Origin of the sequence: Wolbachia endosymbiont of Rhagoletis indifferens (genome assembly GCF_048537595.1) — a bacterium.
GTDB lineage: Bacteria > Pseudomonadota > Alphaproteobacteria > Rickettsiales > Anaplasmataceae > Wolbachia.
On record NZ_CP175923.1, the window covers coordinates 701,952 to 724,842 of the forward strand.

Genomic DNA, 22,891 nt, shown 5'->3' on the forward strand with positions numbered 1-22,891 from the left:
TGTGAAATAGAGAGATGAACGTAAGTGAACCACTGATGAAGTGTCGAAACCTGTTGTATGGCGTCAAAACCAGGGGTTTGTTGTAACCTGGTATCGGGAGCTTGCTTACTGGGTAGATAACGTCCGGCATAAAGGTGGCATGAATCTATTTTAGGCTATTGTGTGGAACTACGGGAACCTGTCGTTTCGATGATAAGGGAGAAGTCCAAGGAGCTGATCTCTGAGGATGAGAGTACCGATGCGGAAAACAGAGCTCGTAGTAGTGAAGAAGTTTCTGTAATGGAAATGGAGCAAAGGAGCTGAGTTATTCAGTTTTAATTATTTGTCAACTGAAAGGGAGGAGTAAATGAATAAAACAAAGTCTTTTGATATACCGAAGCAACTTATTTGGAGAGCTTATAAACAAGTATCGAAAAATAAAGGTGCTGCTGGTGTGGATGAGGTTTCGATAACAAAGTTTGAAGAAAATCTAAAAGATAATCTGTACAAGCCATGGAATCGGATGTCATCCGGAACCAGAGCCAGTAAAAGCTGTAGCAATACCGAAAGATACGGGAGGAGGACAAAGAATTTTAGGTGTTCCTTCAGTATTCGACAGGATAGGGCAAACGGCTGCTTCTATGTATCTTGAGCCGCTAGTAGAGCCAAAATTCCACGAAGATTCATATGGTTATAGACTAAATAAATCAGCACTGGATGCGGTAGATACAGCACGCAAAAGATGCTGGAAGTACGATTGGACGATAGATCTTGATATATCCGGATTTTTCGACAATCTGGATCACGAATTAGTTTTGCAAGCTATCAAGAAACATACAAACTGCAAATGGGTCACACTGTACATTGAAAGGTGGATGAAAGCCCCTATTCAACAAGCAGATGGCACTAGGGAAGTGAGGGATAAGGGAGTTCCGCAAGGAGGTTCTGTAAGCCCAATCATTTCTAACATATTTATGCATCATGCATTTGATATGTGGATGAGGCAAAACTACCCCACAATACCATTTGAGAGGTATGTAGATGATGCGATAGTGCACTGCAAAGCTAGGAGACAGGCAGACTTTATGAGAGTAACGATCGAAGAAAGATTGGCACAATGTAAGCTAAAACTGCATCCTGAAAAGACACAAATTGTGTACTGCAAGGATGACAATAGGAGAGATGAGTTTCCAATACAAAGTTTTGATTTCCTGGGTTACACATTTAGACCCAGGTTAGCAAGAAATAAAATAGGAAAGCATTTTGTTTCATTTCTTCCTGCGATTAGCAACAAGGCCAAGAAAAATATCACTACAACCATAAGGTCATGGAAAATACTACGCAATACACACAAAACATTAGAGGAAATATCAAAGATAGTGAATCCAATAGTCAGAGGCTGGCTATGGCAAATTCTATAAAATTGAGATATACAAACCTCTAAAGAACATAGAGCGGCATCTAGAAAAGTGGGTCAAAAAGAAATATAAGAGACTCAAGAGTCACGGAAGACTAGCAAGAAAATTTCTAGGAAAGGTGAGAAAGAGGTCTCCGAATATTTTCTATCACTGGATACTAGGGTTAGGTCAAAAGGCTGAATAATGGAAGCTGTATAAATCGAGAGATTTATGTACAGTTTTGCAAGGGACTGGTGGAGAAGTTCTGCCGGTCTACTCTCCTGCCAATAAAGCCTAAACTTACCAAATACATTTCTGTAGATTCAGATCTACTTGACTTTGGTTTAAAGTATTTTACTGTTTTAAACATTTTTTTTAGCTCGTTACAAAAATCTTTATCAGATTCCCCTTGGAAAATTTTTACTACAAACGTGCCACCATGGCTCAAGAAATGCTTTGCAAAATTGAGCGCTGCTTCGCATAAAAGCATAATTCTGATATGATCCAACGATTTCAAACCACAAGATTCGGGGGCCATATCAGATAAAATTACATCAAATTTTTGATCCTTGAATTTTTCTCTTAAAATTTCAAGCTCATTGATAATATCGCATTGTATAAACTCTACTCCATTAATTGCATTCATTGGTTTTACGTCAAGAGCAACTACATTTGCACCTTTCTGAGATGTAACTTGTGACCATCCACCAGGAGAAGCACCAAGATCAATAATTTTTTGCCCTTCTTGGAATAATTTAAATTTATTATCCATTTCTACCAGCTTATATGCTGAGCGTGACCTATAACCATCCTTGCTAGTTTTTCGCACATACTGATCATTCAAATGACGATGTAGCCACCTTGTTGAAGATAATTTTCTACCCCTTGCCGTCTTTACTCTAATTTTTATTGCTAATACCCTACTTATTATTGATTATATCTTTGAGCTCTTTTTCAACTACTTCTTTTACCAGTGCATGTAGATATTTATTTAGCCATTCTGAGAGCTGAGGTTTTAAAAGAGATGTAACTAATTCTTCAACAGTAAGGTTGGCTCTTTTTTGTTGTTTATGCTGCAATTCGTTTTGCATTTTTCCAAGCAACGCTTTGATCTCTTCCATATTCTCTTTTAAAATTAGATGATCGTTATTTTGCGCTTGTAAGCCGCTATTACTCGCTTTGTTATTACTCATTTGGATATCATCGTATAAATAAATATCTTTTTTTTCTTCTGAATTGTAGCTATGGCCATTAAATTGGTTATTGTTGCAAGCCATTTCCTCACTTTGGTCATCATTATCAATGTCCTCTTTTTCACTATTTTCTTTTTTGCCATCTTCTTCCATGTCTTCTGGATACTCTTCCTCAAGGTATAGCACATCATCACTTTCATCCTTTATTTCTGCTTTATCGTTACTTGCGTTTTTACCCGATATAGCTTTTTTTATATCTTCTAGGATATCTTTTACAGATTGATTGCCTTGTTCATCATACATAGTGCTAATACCATTAAATTTAGAGATTTATACTATTTATCATAAAAAGCAAATGATAAACACTCGTTACATAATTGCTTTTTGCTTCAACTAAGTCTGAACGTGCTTTAAATAATGCATCTTCAGTGTCCAAAAGGTCAGATGTACTCTTTAAATTTAAGTTTACCTCTTGCTCAACCCCTTCCAATGCTAGAGCTGCTGCTTTTTCCGCTTCTTGACTTGCTTTGATAATGGCCTTTGCTGTCAGCACATTATTCCAAGCATTTACAACTGCTTGTTCTATATTTTTTACCGTTTCATAATAATCATAGGTAGATTTTTTTGCATCCATTTTAGCTTTACTGACACCAAAAGCATTAACTCCTCTTTTAAAGATTGGAACATCAAGAGTAAAAACTACATGAACATTTTCTAATAGCTTGTCTAATTTTGTACCATCCTCCCCAAAATTTTTGCTTGCGCTTAGATTTAAAGAAGGAAGCCACTTGGAGCTTTCAGCAATCACTTCCATTCCGGCTGCTCTTTTTTGATAAACTGCTGCTTTTAGAGATAAATTATTGGTTTTTGCTAACTGTAAACATTCATTTAGCTCTGGAACAGAAGGTAGTTTATCATTAGCTTCAGAAAGGTCATCAGCATCTTCGCCAATCAAATGATAATAAGCAATATTTGCCAACTTTAATTTACCTTCAGCATCAACTCTTTCGGATATAGAAGACGAAAATTTTGCTTTTGCTAACAAAACTTCAGCATTGGTTACCTCTCCAAGAGAAAAGCGTTTTTTCATAGCTGACAAATGTTCCAAAGAAACGCGTTCTTTATGTTCTCTGAGCTTTAATATTTCTGTCTTTTGTAAAACACTAACATATGCTTTCACAGCATTAAGTGCAAGCTCTTGTTTTGATTGCTGAAATCGTATTTTTTCTGCTTTGAGAAGATGACTTGATCGACTAAATGTGGCAAAGGTGCCGCCGCCATCTATTATCTTTTGGGTTAATATCAGGCGTTTTCCAGATAAATTAGGTTGATTATAAAGATTAAAATTACTATCAAAATTGTACTGCAAACTAATGTCAGGTAAAAATCCAGCTAACCCAGAGGATTTATAGTGTTTTTCTGCGCTTTTATATTGGTAAAATTGAGACTTTATTTTTGAGCTATTTTTGATGGCTTTGCTTATAACTTCTCCCACATCGGTTGCATAGCAACTTATAGTACTAAAAATGATCGCAAGTGTGATAATCAATCGAAACATTCTACTTCCTATGCATATTGGTTGCGCAGCTCAATTACTAACATAAATTACTTTAATAATCAATAACTAATATTGTTGACACTATTGAGAAATTAAGTATATCATAGCTTACTATTGTTTAGTTAAATTACAATGAAGACTTTTTTCTTAAAAGAGAAACAAATCGACAAAAAGTGGTTTGTCATAGATGCAGAAGGATTAGTAGTAGGAAGGCTTGCAGCATTTGTAGCGACACTATTACGTGGAAAGCATAAACCTGAGTATACACCTCATATGGATTGTGGCGATAATGTAATTATTATCAACGCAGAAAAGGTGCATTTTACCGGGAAGAAACTGAAAGATAAAATTTACTATAAGCATACAGGTTATTCTGGTGGTTTGAAAGAAACTACTCCAGATAACATTTTAAATGGCAAATTTCCTGAGCGTGTAATAGAAATGGCAGTGAAAAGGATGCTTGATGATGGCCCTATGGCACGTAGACGCTTTGAAAATTTGTATGTTTATTCTGGTTCAGAGCATAAGCATCAAGGGCAGCAACCTGAAAAGATAGATTTTGCCTCTTTGAATCGTAAAAATAAAAAGTAATGGAGTAAAAATGAAGAGTTCTACAATAAATAACAATGATTGGTCAGAAGAGACAATTAAATCAGCAGTTGATTCGCTTGGTCGTTTATATGCTACAGGCCGAAGAAAAGAATCTGTAGCAAGAGTATGGATAAAGCCAGGAAGTGGAAAATTTAGTGTTAATAAAAAAGGCGATCTAATTTCTTATTTTAAAAGAGAGTCGGTGTGCCAAATAGTGAAAATGCCATTTATAGCAACTTCTATGTTAGACAAATATGATGTATTTGCAACTGTAAAAGGTGGAGGGCTATCTGGTCAAGCAGGTGCTCTAGCTCATGGAATAAGCAGAGCTTTAAGTAGCGTAAGCCAAGATTTGCATTCTATATTACGTAATGGTGAGTTCTTAACTAGAGATTCACGTGTTGTTGAACGTAAGAAATATGGTCAACATAAAGCTCGGAAAAAGTGTCAATTTTCTAAGAGATAGTTATTTCATAGTGGTGTTTTTTTGTAAGTATTATACAAATATTTGCAAAAGTGTATGATATCCTCTATTTTTGTGATGAATTTAGTTGACTATCGGTGTCAACATAATATGCTATTTGTGTGATTTTTTCAATATTAAGGTAATTTATGAGTAAAGAAGATATAATAAAACAATTAAAGGAAGATTGTTCTGGTCAGAATATAGATATAACAAAATCTGATTTGAGCAAGATTCATGATGCGTTTATTAAAATAATAAAGGATGAGCTGCATGGGAAAGGTGAAATACGTTTGCATGGAATAGGAACATTTTCTACTGCTATAAGTCAGGAGAAACAATGTCGCAACCCCCAAAATGGTGAGATCATGACTGTTCCTAAAAAGACAAGGGTAAAATTTAAAGCAAGCCAAACTCTTTTAAGTATTTTAAATGAGAAGGAAAAAGCAGCAGTTAGTTAGACATTATCATTTTCATTGTTTTTACTACGCTGTGTAAGCCATAAAATACAGCTTCGCTAATTAAATAGTGGCCTATGTTAAAAGCTGAGATGTGAGGTATTCTTGTCATCTTCTTAGCGTGTTTATAAGTTATGCCATGTCCTGCGTGGCATTCTATTCCTAATTTATTGACGTACTCTGCAGCATTAGTAATTAACTGTAACTTTTTCTCTGATGGATTATCACAGTAATCCCCTGTGTGAATTTCTATTATGTCAGGTTTTATCTCTAGCTTCTCAAGATATTTTAGTTGATTAATATTTGGATCGATAAACAGTGAGACTTTTATGCTAGAGCTATGCATTTTCTCTATTATATTAGAAAGTTTACTGTGCATATTCACGATATCCAGGCCACCTTCGGTTGTTAATTCTTCTCTTTTTTCTGGTACTATACTAATCGAATAGGGTTTTACCTTTTTTGCTATTTCAAGCATTTCTTCCGTGGCTGCAATTTCAAGATTTAGCTCAGTGCTAATGCTTTTTTTTAGGTTAAATACATCTTCATCTCTAATATGCCTTCTATCTTCTCGTAAGTGTACAGTAATAAAGTCTGCTCCAGCGTCAATGGCTATTTCTGCTGCTTTCAATGGATCTGGGTAGGAAGTTCCGCGTGCGTTGCGGAGGGTTGCAACGTGATCGATATTAACACCTAGTTTCACAATCTACCTCAAAAATTATTTATGGATTATACATGTTATTAGGTCTTTTGCATAGTCATTGTTTGATTAGCAATACCATAGCCGAGAGAAGGGGCTGGCGAAATTTGTCAAGATGGCCTAGCGTCACGCGCTGGAATGACATTTGGGAGTATGTTATCCGTTTGTCACTTCTAAATGATAAGAGCCTCAATGAATTTATTAGTTTATTACATGTCTCTTTTCATGTATAAATCTATAGAAAGTTTTATACGGAAGTTGTTTTATGAGCAAAATTATAGAAATCAGAGCGCCAAAAACTCTTGGTGGTGAGTCAGTTACGGAAGGTATAGTAAAAATAAAGAAAAATATTGGCGAGGCAGTAAAAGTAGATGATCTGATTTTTGAAATTGAAACTGACAAAACAGCACTCGAATTAACTGCAGAAACTTCGGGGCAAATAACTGAATTTCTTGTAAAGGAAGATGATGTGATAAGTCCTGATCAATTATTAGCGAAGCTTTCCGTGGGAGAAGTAAAAGAGGAAGCGAGAAAAGAAGATAAAAGCGAAAGTTCTGCTAAAAAAGATGCTCCATCAGCTCGTAAAATTATGGAAGAAAATGCAATTAATGCAGAAAGTGTCAAAGGAACTGGCATGGGAGACAGGATAACCAAAGCAGATGTGATAGGCCATATAAACAAAGATGTAAACGTTGCACAACCCTCAACAAGACAATACGAATTGCCAAAAAGTATAGCAAGTGGAGAGCAAAGAGAGGAACGAGTAAAAATGAGTAAAATAAGGCAAGTAATTGCCGCTCGTTTGAAAGCATCACAAAATACTGCCGCAATACTGACCACGTTCAATGAAATCGACATGAAAAATGTCATGGATCTAAGAGCAAAATATAAGGACGCCTTTGAAAAAAAATATGGAATAAAACTTGGTTTTATGTCGTTTTTTATAAAGGCAGCGGTGCAAGCACTGAAAGAAATTCCTGAAATTAATGCTGAAATCTCAGGCGATGAAATCATATATAAACATTACTATGACATAGGTGTTGCTGTTGGCACTGACAAAGGCCTTGTTGTACCAGTTATTCGGAGTGCCGATCAGATGTCATTTGCAGAAATCGAGTTGACTTTAGTTGCTCTTGGCAAAAAAGCTCGCGAGGGTAAATTACAAGTATCAGAAATGGAAGGTGCAACATTTACCATCTCAAACGGCGGAGTATACGGTTCGCTTCTTTCTACTCCCATAATAAACCCTCCGCAATCTGGAATACTGGGAATGCATTCAATACAAAACAGGCCAGTTGCTGTGGGCAACTCAATTGAAATTAGACCTATGATGTATATTGCTCTCTCTTACGACCACAGAATAGTAGATGGCAAAGGAGCAGTGACTTTCCTTGTTAAAATAAAAAATTATATAGAAGATCCAAGCAGATTAGTTTTGGAAGTGTAGCTCAAATGAGTTGCTGTTAGCCTAGTATTGCTAAAAACCTAAATATCATCTAGTTCTGCCAGTAGTTTAGCAACTTCTGGATGATCAGGGCCGTAATGTTTCGTAAAGATAGATGAAGCCCGTTCAAACAACTCCTTTTGTTTCTTATGGTTACCTAGAGCACCATAGGCGTCGCTTAGGTTTATCAGTAGTGTAGCAACTTCAGGGTGATCAGGGCCATAATGTTTCTCAACAATAGGCAAGGCCTGTTCAAACAGCTCCTTTTGTTTCTCGTGGTCACCTAAGTCCCCATGAGAGATGCCGAGGCTTATTAGTATAATAGCAATTTCTGGATGATCAGGGCCATAATGTTTCTTAAAAACAGGTAAAGCCCGTTTAAGCAACTCTTGATTTTTCTGATGGTTACTTAAAACACCATAAGTAATGCCAAGGGTTACCAGTAGTTTAGCAACTTCAGGATGGTCATAACCATAATGTTTCTCAAAAATAGATAAAGCCCGTTCGAACAACTCTTTTGCTTTTTGAGGATTATCTAAAGCATTATGAGCAATACCAAGATTTACCAGCAGTACAGCAACTTCGAAATGGTCAGACCTGTAATGTTTCCTTTTGATTGCTAAAGCCCGTTCAAGTAACCTCTTTCTTTTCTTATGATAACCTAGACCCCCATAAATGACACCTAAGTTTGACAACAGTTTAGCAAATTCAAGATGGTCAGGACCGTAATGTTTCTCAAAAATAGGTAAAGCCCGTTCAGACAGCTCCTTTGCTTTCTGAAGATCACCCAAAGCATAACAAACAAGACCGAGGTTTGCCCGTAGTTTAGCAACTTCGAAATGATCAAGTCCATAATGTTTCTCTTGAATTGCTAAAGCTTGCTCAAACAACTTTTTTGCTCTCCGGGGATTATCTAAATTCTCATAAGCGTGGCCAAGGTTTGTCAGTATGACAGCAACTTTAGGATGATCAGAGCCATAATGTTTCTCAAAAATAGGTAAAGCCCATTCAAACAACTTTTTTGCTTTCTGAGGATTACCCGAATCCTCATAAGCGTTACCAAGGTTTGTCAGTATGACAGCAACTTTAGGATGATCAGAGCCATAATGTTTCTCAAAAATAGGTAAAGCCCATTCAAACAACTCTTTTGCGTTCCGAGGATTGTCTAAAGCATTATAAGCAATACCAAGACTTACCAGCAGTGTAGCAATTTCATAATCAGGGCTAAAATGCTTCTGAAGAATAGGTAAAATCCGTTTGATCAACTCCTTTTGTCTTTTAGGGTTACCTAAATCAGAGTATCCATCATTCATCCACATTAACAAATCTAAAAGATAATCCTTTTCTATTGTTTGCTTTTCTGAAGAATTTTTTTCTAGTAAATTATCCATGTGTGATAAAAATGCTTCTAAATGTGGTAATAATTGTCGTTTTTTAGCATAATCTTCTAATTTATTACTGTCGTAAGGAAAACCCTTTTGTAGTAGTTGAAAAACAATTTTTATGTCTTCTTTAGTTTTTCCACTTTTCTCTGACTTTAGCCTTGTCACCTCCTGAACCAAGTTGTGCACTAACATGCTATGATCTTTTTTGACAGTTAACATAGAATAACTTATTAATATTCCAAACGCTTCATGGAAAGTTTCTAAGGAAGGATTATTCTCTTGATTATCAGCAAAGACTTCTAGTAGAAATTTAGGAATAGAGCTACCGCCTAAGTAAGCACAAGCAGTAAGCCAGTTAGCCGCCAATGAAGATTCTCTTTTGATTGCTTCTACTGTAATGTCCCATGTAACATACACTATTGCTGCAGTCTCTCTATTAGCACCAGGTGGAAATGTTTCGAGCAATGTTTTATCAGATAATAAAGTTCGTTTTCTATCATTATATAATTTCAAATAGTCTGAAATACTTATAACTGTTTTCTTTATATAAGTGCTTGCTTGGGCTAAAGCTAAAGGTAAATGACCTAATGTCTTTGCTAATGCATCCACTTGAGTTATATCTAGCTTTGTTCCTTCCACTTCTAGTATCTTACGAATGTAGCTCCTTGATTCTCCAGATTCAAAAATATCAACAGAAATAGTGTTCTGTGGTTGTGGCCAGCCAAATGTATAACGAGAAGTTAATAATATCTTTCCTCCTTTTATAGGAAGTAAATCTGCTATATCTTTGTAGTTAGGAGCGTTATCGCATATCAGTAGCCACCCAGCACGTTTAGGGTGTTCTAGCCAATACTTAACATGCTTGGCGTGATCTTCTTCACGAACGTTTTCTCTGTAACCATGAATAACGTTTAGTCCACGTCCTAACTTGATGTACTCGTTAATTAAAGTATTTCTATCTCGTGTATCAAGCCAAATTATCCATCTATATTTTTGGAGCTTACTCCAAATAAATTCTAATGCTAATTGTGTTTTACCTATTCCACCTATTCCACCTAGTCCATGACAAGCAACTAGTGTTGCTGTATCATTAGCTTTCAGGCATTCTTCTATTTTATCTAGCAGCGCTTCTCTGCCGACAAAGTTATAATTTCGAAGAGGGACTTGCCAAAATTCAGGTAGATCTTCCTTAAGTTTGAGACTATAAAGATGTTCTATAGCTTTCTTAAAATAATCGTCTTTTCTTGTTAGGTAAGGAACTTTGCTACCTTTTGCCAAGCGTTTCTTTACATCTTGATATACAGAACCAAAAACCATATTAGCGCCTTTTTTTTCTGATGTTTTGTATTTTTTTTCTATTTCTACTTCTATTTCTCTCTTAATAATACTCTCTAGTTTTGGTTGACTAGGTTGATTAACTACAAACCTTAATCTAAGTAAAAAATCTTCTATTTCATCGTCACTACCACAACTGAAGTATTTTTTCAGTTCAGTATGATTTTTTATTTTGTAGCACGTTCCTCTGTGACCTTCATAAATACTTAAAATGTTATCATCTGTTAACCTTGACTCTTCCAGATACTTCTCTAATGTTTCTACTTTGCCTTGCTTTTCTGTACCTTTTTTTAAGTTCACATTAACATTAGCATGAATGACAAGTGTAATATCACTGTTCTTATACTCAGGGTTTTGCTTAATCTTGAGATAAGATTCAACAAAGTATTTGTTTAATCCGAAATTCTTTTTTTGTCGCTTTCTATCGTTTCCATCAACAAACAAATCTCCAAATGTAATATTTTTTGAAAGTCTAGGCTTATTGCAATGCTTAACTTGAACCAAGATAATTCTCGATTTGTTCTTCTGATCTTTATACTCAAAAAAAATATCATCAAAGGCTCCAAAACCTTCTATATTTGATGCTAACCAAAAGTCACTTTCACCTCTTAACCCATGAAGTAGGTACAACATTGATAATGTTATTTCGTAATCATAACCATAAATGCCTTCTGATGCACCATCTCTCTTCTTAAATGTACGATTACTAAGTACTTCAGATTGTTTGTTTTCTACATTCACGGCTCACCACCCCATCAAACACCACCAACAACTTCATTCGATAAAAGTCACCAAGTGCCTAAGATAATGCAACAGATTCTTTAATATTTCAATAACAGTGCCTGCAAGAACAGGGTTGGAAGTGTTCCTTTGTTTATTACCTTAGTATATGAATAAGGATTCCCCGAATCTAATATGTAATTGCCGCAGGCTGCATTTAGTAATATAATCTCATATTAAATAGACGTTACTTAAGTTTATGTTAGATTCTCCGCTAATTTTGACAGCCATTCTTATATTCTCCATTTTGACATTGTCGCTCTTTTTTATAAGAAAGATATTTGGTTCTACAAACAAGAGGATAATAAAATCCTTTAGGAAAATTGTTCAGCAAATAAATGCATTAGAAACAGAAATGCAGAGCTTATCTGATGAGGAGCTTGCTGGTAAAACTGAAGAATTCAAACGAGAATTGAAAAATGGGAAAACGTTAAATGATCTTCTCGTACCTGCATTTGCAGTTGTGCGTGAAGTCTCCCGAAGGTTTCTTAACATGAGGCACTTTGATGTTCAGCTGATCGGTGGAATGGTGCTCCACAATGGTATGATATCAGAAATGAAAACAGGAGAGGGAAAGACACTCGTTGCAACTTTAGCAGCATATCTAAATTCCTTAGAAGGGAAAGGCGTACACGTTGTAACTGTTAATGATTATCTTGCAAAACGAGACACAGAGTGGATGAGCAAGTTATATAATTCTCTCGGGGTTTCTGTTGCATTTATTACGAATAATTTGACAGATGAAGAGAGAAAAGAGGCTTACAGTGCAGATATCGTGTATTCCACAAATAACGAGCTTGCCTTTGATTACCTGCGAGACAATATGAAATTTTCTCAAGAAGACATGGTTCAGAGAGGCTTTCACTACGGAATAGTTGATGAAGTGGACTCAATACTCATTGATGAAGCTCGCACTCCGCTCATTATTTCTGGCCCGGTTGAGGAAAACAATCAGATATATAAGCACATCAATAAAATAGTGACCAAATTAGTTGACTCTGATTATGAAGTAGATGAAAAAGGTAGAACGGTATTCTTGACTGAAGATGGTATTTCACGAGTGGAGGAACTACTCAGGTCATACAATCTCATTCCTGAAAATTCCTCGCTCTATGATACTGACAGCATGATAATGACTCATTATATAGACCAAGCATTACGTGCACATAAGCTGTTCACTGCTGATAAAGATTATATAGTGAAAGATGGAAAGGTAGTGATTATTGATGAATTTACTGGGCGTATGATGGAGGGCAGGAGATATTCCGATGGTCTTCATCAGGCACTTGAAGCGAAGGAGAATCTTGAAATTCAGCATGAAAACCAAACTTTAGCATCGGTCACATTTCAGAATTACTTTCGTATGTACAATAAACTTTCTGGAATGACTGGAACAGCAGCAACAGAGGCAGAAGAGTTTCATGATATATACAGACTAAATGTAGTAAAAATTCCAACCAATGTACCTGTAAAAAGAGTTGATATTGATGATGAAATTTACGGTACAGAAAAGGAAAAGTTTAATGCTGTGTTGAAGTTTATAGAAGAATGCCACAAACGCCTTCAACCGGTCCTTGTTGGCACGGTAAGCATCGAAAACTCTGAGAAGCTTTCTGCGCTTTTGCAAAGCCATTCTCTTAAGCATTCAGTATTGAATGCTCGTTATCATGAACAAGAGGCGTACATAATAGCGCAAGCTGGAGTACCAGGCAGTGTCACCATAGCAACTAACATGGCAGGACGTGGAACTGATATTCAACTCGGTGGAAACGCTGAAATGATCGCAAAGGTAGAGCTAAAGAAGATAAAAAATGCTGATGAAAGAGAAAAAAAATACCAAGAAATAGTCGAAAGAGTAAAAAAAGATAAGGAAATTGCTATAAAAGCTGGTGGTTTATGTGTGGTTGGAACCGAAAGACATGAAAGCAGGAGAATAGATGATCAATTACGCGGCCGTTCTGGCCGTCAGGGTGATCCTGGGCTTTCTAAGTTCTTTTTATCGCTCGAAGATGACCTAATGAGAATATTTGGTTCTGATAGAATGAGAAGCTTTTTACAAAAAGTAGGGTTAAAGAATAACGAAGCTATTCATCATCCATGGATCAATAAGGCACTCGAGAAAGCGCAAAAGAAAGTTGAAGCTAGAAATTATGATGTGCGGAAGTCTTTGCTTAAGTTTGATGACGTAATCAATAACCAACGTAAAGTTATTTTTAAGCAGAGAAACAATATCTTAGGCAATGAAATCAATGATTTGTTTGAAGTGTATAGCGAAGTAAATGAGAGCGTAGTAGAAGGTATAATCCAAAGTGGCTATTATGAGGATTATATTGAAGATATAGCCAAAGAATTTCATACAAGGTATGGAATAACACTTGATAAAGAAGATTTAGCAAAGTTTTTAAACAAACAAGAAGCTTTGAATTATATAAATGATAAGATACAAGAATTTTTTACTGAGAAAGAAAAATATTTCAACAGTCAGCACACTACAGATTTGTGGAATACGATCGTGAAGCAAATGATGATAATGACACTTGATCATTTATGGAGGGAACACCTTTCAACTTTAGAAAGCTTAAGACAGAGCATAAGCTTACGTGCCATGGGGCAGAAAGATCCACTGAATGAATTTAAACGCGAAGCTTTCTTGATGTTTGAGTCAATGCTTGAAAAGTGGAAAGAACTCACCATTCACCGCTTAGCACACTTTAAGTTGGCAGACAACCAGGAAATAGGCAATAGGTTACATTCTGCTAGAAATAGCAGACTTCCCAAAGTCTCAAGAAACGACAAATGCCCTTGTAATTCTGGGAAGAAGTACAAACACTGCCATGGCGCGGTTACTGTGGTAAATTAGTAACTATGGTTGTACAGTTTGTTTATTTCCATCAACATTACTGCAGCTAACCTCACTTAGCTTACTGTTTAATGAATACTCTGATTGCATATATGCAACACCATAAGTAATACCACCAACTATCAATACAGATGCTACAGTAATTCCAATTATTGCTAGTGCAGGTAATGCAGTAGCATAAATGAGTGCTAATGGAGCAACAATGGCAGCTAATATACCCACAGTAATTCCTGCTTTTGTAGCTTTAGGTCTATGAATAAATGATGGGTCTGCACCATAATTTAGTAGAAGTTTTGCCATTTCTGGATATTTACTATGCCAAGCACAACTCAAAGGGGTATATCTATTTTTATTTTGTAGATTGATATTAGCTCCATTTTTTAGTAGAAGTTTCACTGTCTTTATATGCCCGTGCTCAGCAGCATGATGCAAAGGAGTTCTTCCACCTTCATCTTGTAGATTGATATTAGCTCCATTTTTTAGTAGAAGTTTCACTGTCTTTGTATGCCCGTGTTTGGCAGCATAATGCAAAGGAGTCCCTTTATCTTCATCTTGTGCATTAACGCCTGCTCCTTCTTCTAGCAAAACTTCTACTACTTGTGTATGCCCATGCTGAGCAGAATAATGTAAGGAGGTTTTTTCCCATTCATCTTGTACATTAACATTAGCTCCGTTTTTTGTTAAGTATCTTACTACTTTTTCATAGCCATTTTCAGCTGCTATAAGTAATAAATTGCACTTGAGTATTATAAACGTGTAATTTATATCAAATTCGCTTTTTTTCCACTCATCATATATAAGTTGATTTTCCTGCTGCAGCTTATCTTTAATTCTATCAATTAAATTTTCCTTACTCAGATCTGGACTACTGTTGACTTCTTGTAGTATTAACCTTAATGTCATTTCCTTCTCCAAGATATAAAATTTTATTATGGCATATGAAGTGGATTATGTCAATGAAGAACTAAGAAACTGGTTCTTCTTTTTTTCTATAGCTTTAGGTTTACCTACAATTTGAAAAACAACAAATTCGTCATTCCGCTACTTGTTAGCGGCGCGGCGGTATCTACTTGGATGACAGATAGTAGTGCGAAAGCCTCTTACAACTTACTTTTAATTAGTCTAACCCATGCGTGCCAATCCCTCTCACCAAGATTGCTTTCAAAAGATAGGAGATCCTTTACAGCTTTTGAGCAAATTTCTTCACTTGGAATTGATAACTCCTTATTCATTGCTAACGTTAAACATTGAGTTTTGCACGCTCGTTCTAAATGATACGTGTAAAACATTGCTTCTTGTATAGTCCGACCACACGTTATAGATCCATGATTACGCATTAACATGACAAAATTTTCTTTCAGGTCAGCTATTAGTCTCTTTCCTTCTGCATCATCAAGTGCCAGGGAGTGATAATCATGGTAAGATATTTTATTATAAAAGTGCAGTGCCCATTGACTTATAGGAAGCAGCCCATCTTTGAGAGAAGAAACCGCTACAATAGAAGGTGTATGCAAGTGAAAAATTGCTTGAATATCTTTCCTTGCTTGATAAACAAAACCATGAATTATATAGCCAGTTCTATTATATTGATATTCTTTGCCTTCAATTACATCCCCATCAAGTGATACTTTCATTAACGAACGTTCATCTACTTCATCAAAACGCATACCAAACGGATAAATATAAAACGACTTTTGATCTTCAGAACGCACTGAAAGGTGAGTATATGTATGATCATCGAACTTAAGGTAGGACAAAATCTGATAGGCATAGACTAGATCCCTTTTTACTCTGCTCTTTGTTAACAACACAATCCTCCGTTAGAATATCTTCTGAAGGTTTATACGCGAAAAGAGGCTTGTAGTAAACTAATAAGTTTATGCCACTCTGTCTTGCTTTCTGAATACCAAACACTTTTGTGTTGTAGCTTGCTTAAAAATAGTTATCATTATTATAGAGTTTATATACAGAATTTATGTTTCTAAATTACATAATATCTTAACTATAAAAATAATTTTCTATATAATATTTCATATGTTTTAAAGCTTCATTTTTATGTTATTATAAATGTAGGTTTTAAGATTGAAAATAATATGGTAAATATTAACACAAAAAAGCAGCCAGCAGGATTTTTCATATATCTCTCTGGTCTTTCAGGAAGTGGTAAACTTTCCACAGCAATAGAATTATCCTATATGATAAACGCATTAATTGTAAATAGTAAGTTCTATAACAATATTCAAGTTTGCTCTATATACAATGGTGTCTTTGAACGTGATCAAATACCTAAAGAAGTTCAAGATAGAATATATGGCATTATGCAAATTATGCTTCAGGTAATAGAAAATTATCCAATTCACTCAAAAAATTACATATTTATTGATGAGTTGATGGAAAATAATGACCAGAACATGAGGATGTATGATTCAATAGTAAGGCTTAGTAAAAAAATGAACACAGAAATCCTTCCTGTGGTACTTAGGTGTGATCTGCCGACATTACAAAAGCGTATTGCATTAAAAAGGCAAAGAAAAAATAGGAAGGCGATTAATGTAAATAGCATGATAGAGCAATGTAGAATTAACAATTTATTTATACCACCGAGTGCCATAGAGATAGAAAATTCAGATATGAGTATAAAAGAAGTAGCTCAAGAGATAGTAAACCAGATGCACAGGCTTTACGCAAAAGAATAGTCTATAGCAATTTCATATACTGAGGCTCATTTAAATATAGAGCTTCAACTTCTTTTAATTTTTGCTTGTTCTTCAGTCTATAATGAACTAATAGTCCTGCATGGCTAGCATTTAAATTGTAGTCCATATATGTAATGCAGTCACTGCTTGTAGCGTGACACTGGGATCCAGGGTCACGTGCTGCAGTTGGACCAGATAGCGGCAATAAATTGAAATCAAATAACTGCGTATAAAACCCTTGAGCATTTTTGATTATAGCTCTGATATTTTTTTTGCTATTCGTACAAAGCAAAGATATTGTGTAAGCTTGAACTTCCAGCGCATTAACTCCGTATAATGGCTTATCTGTAGCAAGATTTATACCTTGTGCAGCTGATATACCAACTCTAATTCCAGTGAAACTTCCTGGTCCAACTACTACCGCCAAATGATCTATTTTATCATAATTATAGTTGTGCTTATCAAACAAAGTATTCAGTATTTGAAAAAATGATTCTGCATGACTATTGCTGGCGGAATTGCGCTCTACAAAACAGTTACCATCATAATCAACTATTGCTATTGAACTACCAATACCTACAGTATCAATCGCCAAAATAGACATTACTTAAGCTTATCATGGAGTTTTGAAAATATTATAGCAAAGGCACCATTACCCATAACATTTGCTGAAGTGATTATTGGATCAAACACTATATACAATGCTGTGATTAACGAAAGCATTTCTGGAGAGAATTTAAGATATTTCTCAAGAATAGGTAGCATTACCATAATTCCTCCTGCCGGCACTGCAACAATAGCAAACTTAAATAACAAAAAATAGAGAAGGAAAGTCACATAGTCTGTTGTGCACAATGAATAACCGGAGGCAATTATCATCGATAATATTATGATAAAAAAGCAATCACCTACTAAATGAAAGCTAGCAGTTATTGGTACAACAGACGATGCTATGTCAGGTTGCTTTACATTTTTTTTGCTTCCTTCAAGAGTAAGCGGCATAGTTGCATTACTAGACATTGTGCTCATTGCAGTAATAAATGCCGGTATCATATTGCCTATACTAGCTATCCAGCTTGTGATCTTGAATGAATTTGCTGCTCCATATAAGAGAAAAACATAAAGGTAGGTTGCAGATGCTATAATAATGAAAATTATTGAGTAATCCTTAAATATTATAGATAAAACTTGATCATGCTGCATTTTTAAAGCAAGCCCAAGTACGAATATTGGAATAATCGGCGTCAAAAACGTCTTCAAAATAAAGAGAGTTAAATCTAACATTTTGTTCGAAAGCTCTTTGCTTTTCTTAGGTAGCAGTATAGACACTACTATGCTGGACACAAATCCACAAGCAAGGGCATAAAAATTAGAAAGGAGTAGCGGCAGCCTAAATGACCATAAAGGAACAATTGTTTCTTCATACGTTATATCTTGTATTGAATAAGTGTTTTGTATGATAAAATGCCCAACAGAATAAGCTATTAAACTTGAAGCCAGATTCGATAAGAAGATCATTATAATAAGTAACAATATAAACTTTATAGCTGACTGCTTAAGATTGTTAACACTGCTAAAGATTAACGCAAAAACAATAAAAGGCATTATAAATAGCAAAACCTCTTTTATACTCAGGCTCGTTGAGTACAAAAAGGTTTTTACTTCCATTGGAACTAAATGACCAAAGAATGCAACTGAAGTGATGACCGTGAGTAAGATTAATAGTTGTAGCACGTTCTTATATACCAATGTCCTATGGACATATATATGGTAAGTTAGTTGTTAAGTAAAGCACAACTGTCTAAACTGCTGTGGAACACTATGAAAAACCAGCTGCTTTTGTTGCTCCCGCGCGTACTGTACGAATATTGTCTATCAGATCCCAGTGCCCTCTTCTTGTCATTCCAGTGCTTGACACTGGAATGACAAAGAAGAGTGAAATTAGCACTCACTTATTATTCGTGTCGTTTTCAGTAAAAGCCTCCTCCCATGTGCCTTGAGTTGCTGCACGGCTATACTCTGTTACTCTATTTTCAAAGAAATTCGTATGTTCCACGCCATTTAGTATTTCATCGAGCCATGGAATAGGATTATCATTGACATCATATATGGATTCAAGACCTAATTGCATTAACCGTCTGTTTGCTACGTAGCGTATGTAATTGCGCACTTCTTCTGCGGATAGTCCTTCAACATCTCCGAAATCAAAAGCAAGCTTTATAAATTCATCTTCAAGTTCAACGATAGTGCGGCATGCAGAGTATAATTCCTCTTTAAATTCTTCGTCCCAAATTTCATTATTCTCTTTAATAAATGTATTAAATAACATAATAATTGAATTGGTGTGCAAAGTTTCATCACGGGCTGACCAGGCGATTATCTGCCCCATGCCTTTCATTTTTCCAAAGCGTTGGAAATTGAGCAAAATTGCAAACGATGCGAATAACTGCAACCCCTCGGTAAATGCACCAAACACTGCTAGAGTTTTAGCTACATGTTTTTTATCGTGTTTTTTGCTTTCCTCAAATTCTAGCATGTACTCATACTTCTTTCTCATAGCATCATACTTTAAAAATGCTTGATACTCGCTTTCTTGCATGCCAATTGTGTCTAAAAGATAAGAATAAGCTGCAATATGTATAGTTTCCATATTGGAAAAGCTTGCAAGCATCATGCATATTTCTGTTGGCTTAAATATATTTGAATAATGCCTCATGTAGCAGTTATTTACTTCAATGTCCGCTTGAGTAAAGAATCTAAAAATCTGAGTTAGTAGATTTTTCTCTACGTTTGAAAGTTTAGTTTTCCAATCTTTCACGTCATCAGCAAGCGGAACTTCTTCAGGTATCCAATGGATTCTTTGTTGCTGCAGCCACGCATCATACGCCCAAGGGTAATTAAAAGGTTTGTATATTGGATCTGCTTCTAACAATGACATAAGACACCTATTATTTTCTAAAGTAAATATTATATTAAGTGATATTGAGAACTAGTCAATTTAACTTTTTGAAATTTGACGTCAGGTAGTTTATTAGTGTATTATAGCTTCAAGTAATTTATCAACAGAAATGCGAGTATTAATATCTTTTATTTTATTATTTACAGTGAGCTGCACTCACACTATTCACAATCACGGAGCTCCTGGCATTAGTGTTGAATTGTGGAGCAAGATAAAAGTAGGTGACGATAAAGAAAAAGTGGTTCACACTTTAGGATCACCAACATTAGTATCAAAGTTCGATGGTAACGTTTGGTACTATGTCTCATATAAAATTAAACAAGCTAACTTCTTAGGAAAAAGGAAGTATAGCAGTAAGTCTCTGCAAATTTCATTCGATCAGAACGGTAAAGTTGCAGATACAAAAGAAACTGACATCTTAGAGAGATCTTTGGCTGTTCCTGATTGAAAATCTGCTCAGATCTTCCTACGTCATACCGCGGTTCATTCCATAACTGTACGAACATTGCGATTTGGGCCTACCAGAAGGGTGTCATGAAAGTAGCTGACACTGGTTCCTTTATGACGGTGTCATCCCAGTGCCCAGACACTGGGATCCAGGAAACTTAATTGCAAGTAATGCATTGGGTTTGGTGAGTATGGGTTTTGCGTTATAGAATGAAGCACTTTTGGTGAATTTGTAAAGAAAACTGGATTCCAGTGGGCTTTGTTGCATCGCTACTTATGAAAGGCTAACTATAGCTAGGATTATAAGCAACCTATTGAAAATCTTGTTTTTTTGCAATCAATCTGATCAAATTTAAGAATAGTAATTTATTATTTATATTAATAAACTTAATTCTATTGAAAATAGCTAAAGCATTGAAATTCTTGAATTTTAGCCGGATTAGTGAGTGGTAGTGAAATTTCTTTTACTCAAATTTAGGTATTCACTGACCGTTCTTGTTATAAATACCAGAATAATAAGCTACTGATATTCTCCATCTTTTTTATCTTTAATCCATCATAGCTAGCGATGCAACAAAGCCATTCCAGTGTCAAGCACTGGAATGACACCTTCCTAGTGGAAATTGCTCTCAAATCACAATGTTCGTACAGTTGTGGTCTGGACATTAGGATGACAGGAGGTAATATAAGAGGTCTATTGTAAGATTTTACCCATTTAGAATAAAGTCTAGTGTTACTTCACGCCAAATGTGGTGGTGCTGAGTAGGCAAGCCAGTCAATGGGCTACATTTATATACTGCACGCATTGCGTTATCTGCTATCGACCTGAAAAGTGGATTATTTCGATAGGAATCACTGTCTGCTACATCGGCCATAATTATCTCGCCTTGACTGGACAATAATAAGTTAATTTTTATATTAAAATTTTCTTTGTAAGCTATGCTTTCAGGAATGCTCCAGCATTTTGTAAGTTTGTCTCTTATAGAGTTAATAATTTCTGTTACAACTAATTCATCCTTTTTACTCTCAACGCTTTTTTCATTTCCTATTTCATTTTTTGCCTCTCTAACATCCCTTCTTAGTTTTTTCTCTACACTTTTTTTTCTTTTTGGAATTGGAATGAACTCTTTACCCTCGTTAATAATGACTTCTTCTTGCATTTCGATAATTTGCCTCGGTTGTGCTGTTTTTTTCACAACAGTGTGCTCAACTATTTCTTTTTTCCTTTGTGGTATAGGAACAGCTGACGTATCATTCGTTTGGGCTTTTGTTGAAGATAACGAAAAAAGCAAAAAACAACATAAAGACAAAAAAAGAATATAATTAGAATAGAAAAAACGCATATGTTAAGCAGCTTGTTTTACTGGTTTAAAGCTAATATTGCACGTAAAGTCAATATATTTTAGTTGATGGACGAGTTTGAAGTAAATAAGGAATCCCTTCAAAGCTGAAGGCAAGCGAAAGATTGCCTTCTCGACAGACAAAGGAATTGTATAATGGATTAAAAGGAACCGTATGACAAAAATTATAGCAAAAGAATATACAGAACTTTTAGAGCAGTTGAAGGATCGTATTGCAACAAGCCGTTATAAGGCAGCAAGAACAGTAAATAAAGAACTGCTACTGCTTTATCATTATATTGGAACGCGGATTCTAGAAAAACAAAAGAGTCAGGGTTGGGGATCTAAAGTAATTGAGCAGTTAAGTAGAGACTTAAAGGCTGGATTCCCTGAAATGAAAGGTTTTAGCACGAGAAACTTGAAATATATGCGCCAATTTGCAGTGGAGTATCAAGATATTGAATTTGTGCAACAACTTGTTGCCCAATTGCCGTGGGGACATAATGTATTTCTAATGGACTTAGTTCAGGACAAAGAAGCGAGGCTATTCTACATAAAAGAAGCTATTGAACATGGCTGGTCACGTAACATTATGGTGATGCAGATAGAGCTTGGTCTACATAAACGTCAAGGGAAAGCTATTACTAACTTTGAAGAAAAATTACCATCTCCACAATCCGATCTAGCACATTACACATTAAAAGATCCATATATTTTTGATTTTTTAAGTATAGGTAAGGATGCTCACGAAAGAGAAGTAGAAAAGGGACTTGTAGGGCATATGGAAAAATTTCTGTTAGAACTCGGTGAGGGATTTGCATTTGTTGGTAGACAATTTCATTTAGATGTTGGTAATAAAGACTTTTATATTGATTTATTATTCTATCATTTAAAGTTACGTTGCTTCATAGTAATTGAACTAAAAGATAAAGATTTTAAACCAGAGTATGCAGGTAAAATGAATTTTTATCTTTCCGCAGTTGACGATTTACTGAAGCACTCGACAGATCAACCTTCTATAGGGTTAATCTTATGTAAATCTAAAGACGATGTACTTGCTAAATATACACTCAAAGACATAAATAAACCAATAGGATTAGCGGAATATCGAATAACTGAAAATCTACCAGAAGAGGTAAAAACAGCTCTGCCAACAATAGAAGAATTAGAAGCTGAATTATCCAAAATTTCAGATAAGAAAAAGTAATGTTACTAAAATCATTCAAACAATTATTTAGCAGACCAAAAACCAAAAGCTCAGCATGGAGGCTCAGGAAGAAGAGTGGCAGCCAATAACTTACTCTCT

The 22,891-nt window shown here is 35.4% G+C and carries 23 protein-coding genes; 10 read left to right on the forward strand and 13 right to left on the reverse strand.

The window, feature by feature from the left end; all coding sequences use genetic code 11:
* Positions 1–346 precede the first annotated feature (346 nt).
* Positions 347–631 (forward strand): hypothetical protein, encoded by a 285-nt coding sequence (locus ACJZL1_RS03610; protein WP_419246996.1) that lies wholly within the window; start codon positions 347–349, stop codon positions 629–631.
* The gene (locus tag ACJZL1_RS03615) at positions 570–1,400 is read left to right on the forward strand and encodes a reverse transcriptase domain-containing protein (RefSeq protein WP_265035731.1); all 831 of its coding nucleotides are present in this window, start codon (positions 570–572) and stop codon (positions 1,398–1,400) included. Before ACJZL1_RS03610 ends, ACJZL1_RS03615 begins: the two co-directional genes overlap by 62 nt.
* 205 nt (positions 1,401–1,605) lie before the next feature.
* Here the strand turns inward: ACJZL1_RS03615 and ACJZL1_RS03620 are convergent, their stop codons facing one another.
* The 3 genes from ACJZL1_RS03620 to ACJZL1_RS03630 form a co-directional block, all read right to left on the reverse strand.
* Positions 1,606–2,220, reverse strand: coding sequence for an RlmE family RNA methyltransferase (locus ACJZL1_RS03620; RefSeq protein ID WP_419246997.1), 615 nt, complete (start codon positions 2,218–2,220; stop codon positions 1,606–1,608).
* A gap of 76 nt (positions 2,221–2,296) precedes the next feature.
* Positions 2,297–2,872 carry a PopZ family protein gene (locus ACJZL1_RS03625; protein WP_265034983.1) on the reverse strand — a complete coding sequence of 192 codons (576 nt, stop codon included), beginning with the start codon at positions 2,870–2,872 and terminating at the stop codon, positions 2,297–2,299.
* 19 nt (positions 2,873–2,891) lie between these two features.
* Complete coding sequence (locus ACJZL1_RS03630) at positions 2,892–4,127, reverse strand: TolC family protein (RefSeq protein WP_419246998.1); 1,236 nt, start codon at positions 4,125–4,127, stop codon at positions 2,892–2,894.
* A 132-nt stretch (positions 4,128–4,259) separates the two neighbouring features.
* On the opposite strand from ACJZL1_RS03630, the gene rplM reads away from it, so the two are divergent.
* The 3 genes from rplM to ACJZL1_RS03645 all read left to right on the forward strand — a co-directional run bounded on the left by rplM (position 4,260) and on the right by ACJZL1_RS03645 (position 5,642).
* Positions 4,260–4,718 (forward strand): 50S ribosomal protein L13, encoded by a 459-nt coding sequence (gene rplM, locus ACJZL1_RS03635; RefSeq protein WP_265025881.1) that lies wholly within the window; start codon positions 4,260–4,262, stop codon positions 4,716–4,718.
* 10 nt (positions 4,719–4,728) lie between these two features.
* A complete protein-coding gene (rpsI, locus tag ACJZL1_RS03640; protein ID WP_265025882.1) occupies positions 4,729–5,184 on the forward strand; it encodes a 30S ribosomal protein S9 in 456 nt (151 codons plus the stop codon).
* Positions 5,185–5,330: 146 nt separating this feature from the next.
* A complete protein-coding gene (locus ACJZL1_RS03645) occupies positions 5,331–5,642 on the forward strand; it encodes an HU family DNA-binding protein (protein ID WP_265025883.1) in 312 nt (103 codons plus the stop codon).
* Here the strand turns inward: ACJZL1_RS03645 and ACJZL1_RS03650 are convergent.
* Entirely contained in the window at positions 5,635–6,342 is a 708-nt protein-coding gene (locus ACJZL1_RS03650) for a pyridoxine 5'-phosphate synthase (RefSeq protein ID WP_265025884.1), read from the reverse strand. The genes ACJZL1_RS03645 and ACJZL1_RS03650 overlap by 8 nt on opposite strands.
* A 262-nt stretch (positions 6,343–6,604) precedes the next feature.
* Here ACJZL1_RS03650 and odhB point away from each other — a divergent pair, with 262 nt between their 5' ends.
* A complete protein-coding gene (gene odhB / locus ACJZL1_RS03655; protein ID WP_265025885.1) occupies positions 6,605–7,786 on the forward strand; it encodes a 2-oxoglutarate dehydrogenase complex dihydrolipoyllysine-residue succinyltransferase in 1,182 nt (393 codons plus the stop codon).
* 38 nt (positions 7,787–7,824) lie between these two features.
* On the opposite strand, the gene ACJZL1_RS03660 is transcribed toward odhB, so the two are convergent.
* Entirely contained in the window at positions 7,825–11,244 is a 3,420-nt protein-coding gene (locus ACJZL1_RS03660; RefSeq protein ID WP_419246999.1) for a tetratricopeptide repeat protein, read from the reverse strand.
* 238 nt (positions 11,245–11,482) lie between these two features.
* On the opposite strand from ACJZL1_RS03660, the gene secA reads away from it, so the two are divergent.
* Positions 11,483–14,143, forward strand: coding sequence for a preprotein translocase subunit SecA (gene secA / locus ACJZL1_RS03665; RefSeq protein ID WP_419247000.1), 2,661 nt, complete (start codon positions 11,483–11,485; stop codon positions 14,141–14,143).
* A 3-nt stretch (positions 14,144–14,146) separates the two neighbouring features.
* Here secA and ACJZL1_RS03670 read toward each other — a convergent pair whose 3' ends face one another.
* Positions 14,147–15,046, reverse strand: a complete 900-nt coding sequence (locus ACJZL1_RS03670) for an ankyrin repeat domain-containing protein (protein ID WP_419247001.1) — start codon at positions 15,044–15,046, stop codon at positions 14,147–14,149.
* Positions 15,047–15,243: 197 nt separating this feature from the next.
* The gene (locus ACJZL1_RS03675; protein ID WP_419247002.1) at positions 15,244–15,954 is read right to left on the reverse strand and encodes a class II aldolase/adducin family protein; all 711 of its coding nucleotides are present in this window, start codon (positions 15,952–15,954) and stop codon (positions 15,244–15,246) included.
* Positions 15,955–16,236: 282 nt separating this feature from the next.
* On the opposite strand from ACJZL1_RS03675, the gene ACJZL1_RS03680 reads away from it, so the two are divergent.
* Positions 16,237–16,839 carry an AAA family ATPase gene (locus ACJZL1_RS03680; RefSeq protein WP_265025892.1) on the forward strand — a complete coding sequence of 201 codons (603 nt, stop codon included), beginning with the start codon at positions 16,237–16,239 and terminating at the stop codon, positions 16,837–16,839.
* Position 16,840: 1 nt separating this feature from the next.
* Here the strand turns inward: ACJZL1_RS03680 and tsaB are convergent, their stop codons facing one another.
* The 3 genes from tsaB to ACJZL1_RS03695 all read right to left on the reverse strand — a co-directional run bounded on the left by tsaB (position 16,841) and on the right by ACJZL1_RS03695 (position 19,777).
* Complete coding sequence (tsaB, locus tag ACJZL1_RS03685) at positions 16,841–17,443, reverse strand: tRNA (adenosine(37)-N6)-threonylcarbamoyltransferase complex dimerization subunit type 1 TsaB (protein ID WP_265025893.1); 603 nt, start codon at positions 17,441–17,443, stop codon at positions 16,841–16,843.
* Positions 17,443–18,573 carry a cation:dicarboxylate symporter family transporter gene (locus ACJZL1_RS03690; RefSeq protein WP_419247003.1) on the reverse strand — a complete coding sequence of 377 codons (1,131 nt, stop codon included), beginning with the start codon at positions 18,571–18,573 and terminating at the stop codon, positions 17,443–17,445. The genes tsaB and ACJZL1_RS03690 overlap by 1 nt, the downstream gene beginning before the upstream one ends.
* A gap of 214 nt (positions 18,574–18,787) precedes the next feature.
* Positions 18,788–19,777 (reverse strand): ribonucleotide-diphosphate reductase subunit beta, encoded by a 990-nt coding sequence (locus tag ACJZL1_RS03695; RefSeq protein ID WP_265025895.1) that lies wholly within the window; start codon positions 19,775–19,777, stop codon positions 18,788–18,790.
* Positions 19,778–19,907: 130 nt separating this feature from the next.
* Between ACJZL1_RS03695 and ACJZL1_RS03700 the strand changes: the two genes are divergently transcribed.
* A complete protein-coding gene (locus ACJZL1_RS03700; protein ID WP_265034967.1) occupies positions 19,908–20,246 on the forward strand; it encodes an outer membrane protein assembly factor BamE in 339 nt (112 codons plus the stop codon).
* A gap of 111 nt (positions 20,247–20,357) precedes the next feature.
* On the opposite strand, the gene ACJZL1_RS03705 is transcribed toward ACJZL1_RS03700, so the two are convergent.
* The 3 genes from ACJZL1_RS03705 to ACJZL1_RS03715 form a co-directional block, all read right to left on the reverse strand.
* Complete coding sequence (locus ACJZL1_RS03705) at positions 20,358–20,513, reverse strand: hypothetical protein (RefSeq protein ID WP_236514888.1); 156 nt, start codon at positions 20,511–20,513, stop codon at positions 20,358–20,360.
* A gap of 230 nt (positions 20,514–20,743) precedes the next feature.
* Entirely contained in the window at positions 20,744–20,911 is a 168-nt protein-coding gene (locus tag ACJZL1_RS03710; RefSeq protein ID WP_419247004.1) for a hypothetical protein, read from the reverse strand.
* Between the two features lie 41 nt (positions 20,912–20,952).
* Positions 20,953–21,588: a hypothetical protein gene (locus ACJZL1_RS03715; protein WP_265025899.1), complete on the reverse strand. Its 636-nt coding sequence runs from the start codon at positions 21,586–21,588 to the stop codon at positions 20,953–20,955.
* Between the two features lie 172 nt (positions 21,589–21,760).
* Between ACJZL1_RS03715 and ACJZL1_RS03720 the strand changes: the two genes are divergently transcribed.
* Entirely contained in the window at positions 21,761–22,792 is a 1,032-nt protein-coding gene (locus ACJZL1_RS03720) for a PDDEXK nuclease domain-containing protein (RefSeq protein WP_419247005.1), read from the forward strand.
* The last annotated feature ends 99 nt before the right edge of the window (positions 22,793–22,891 follow it).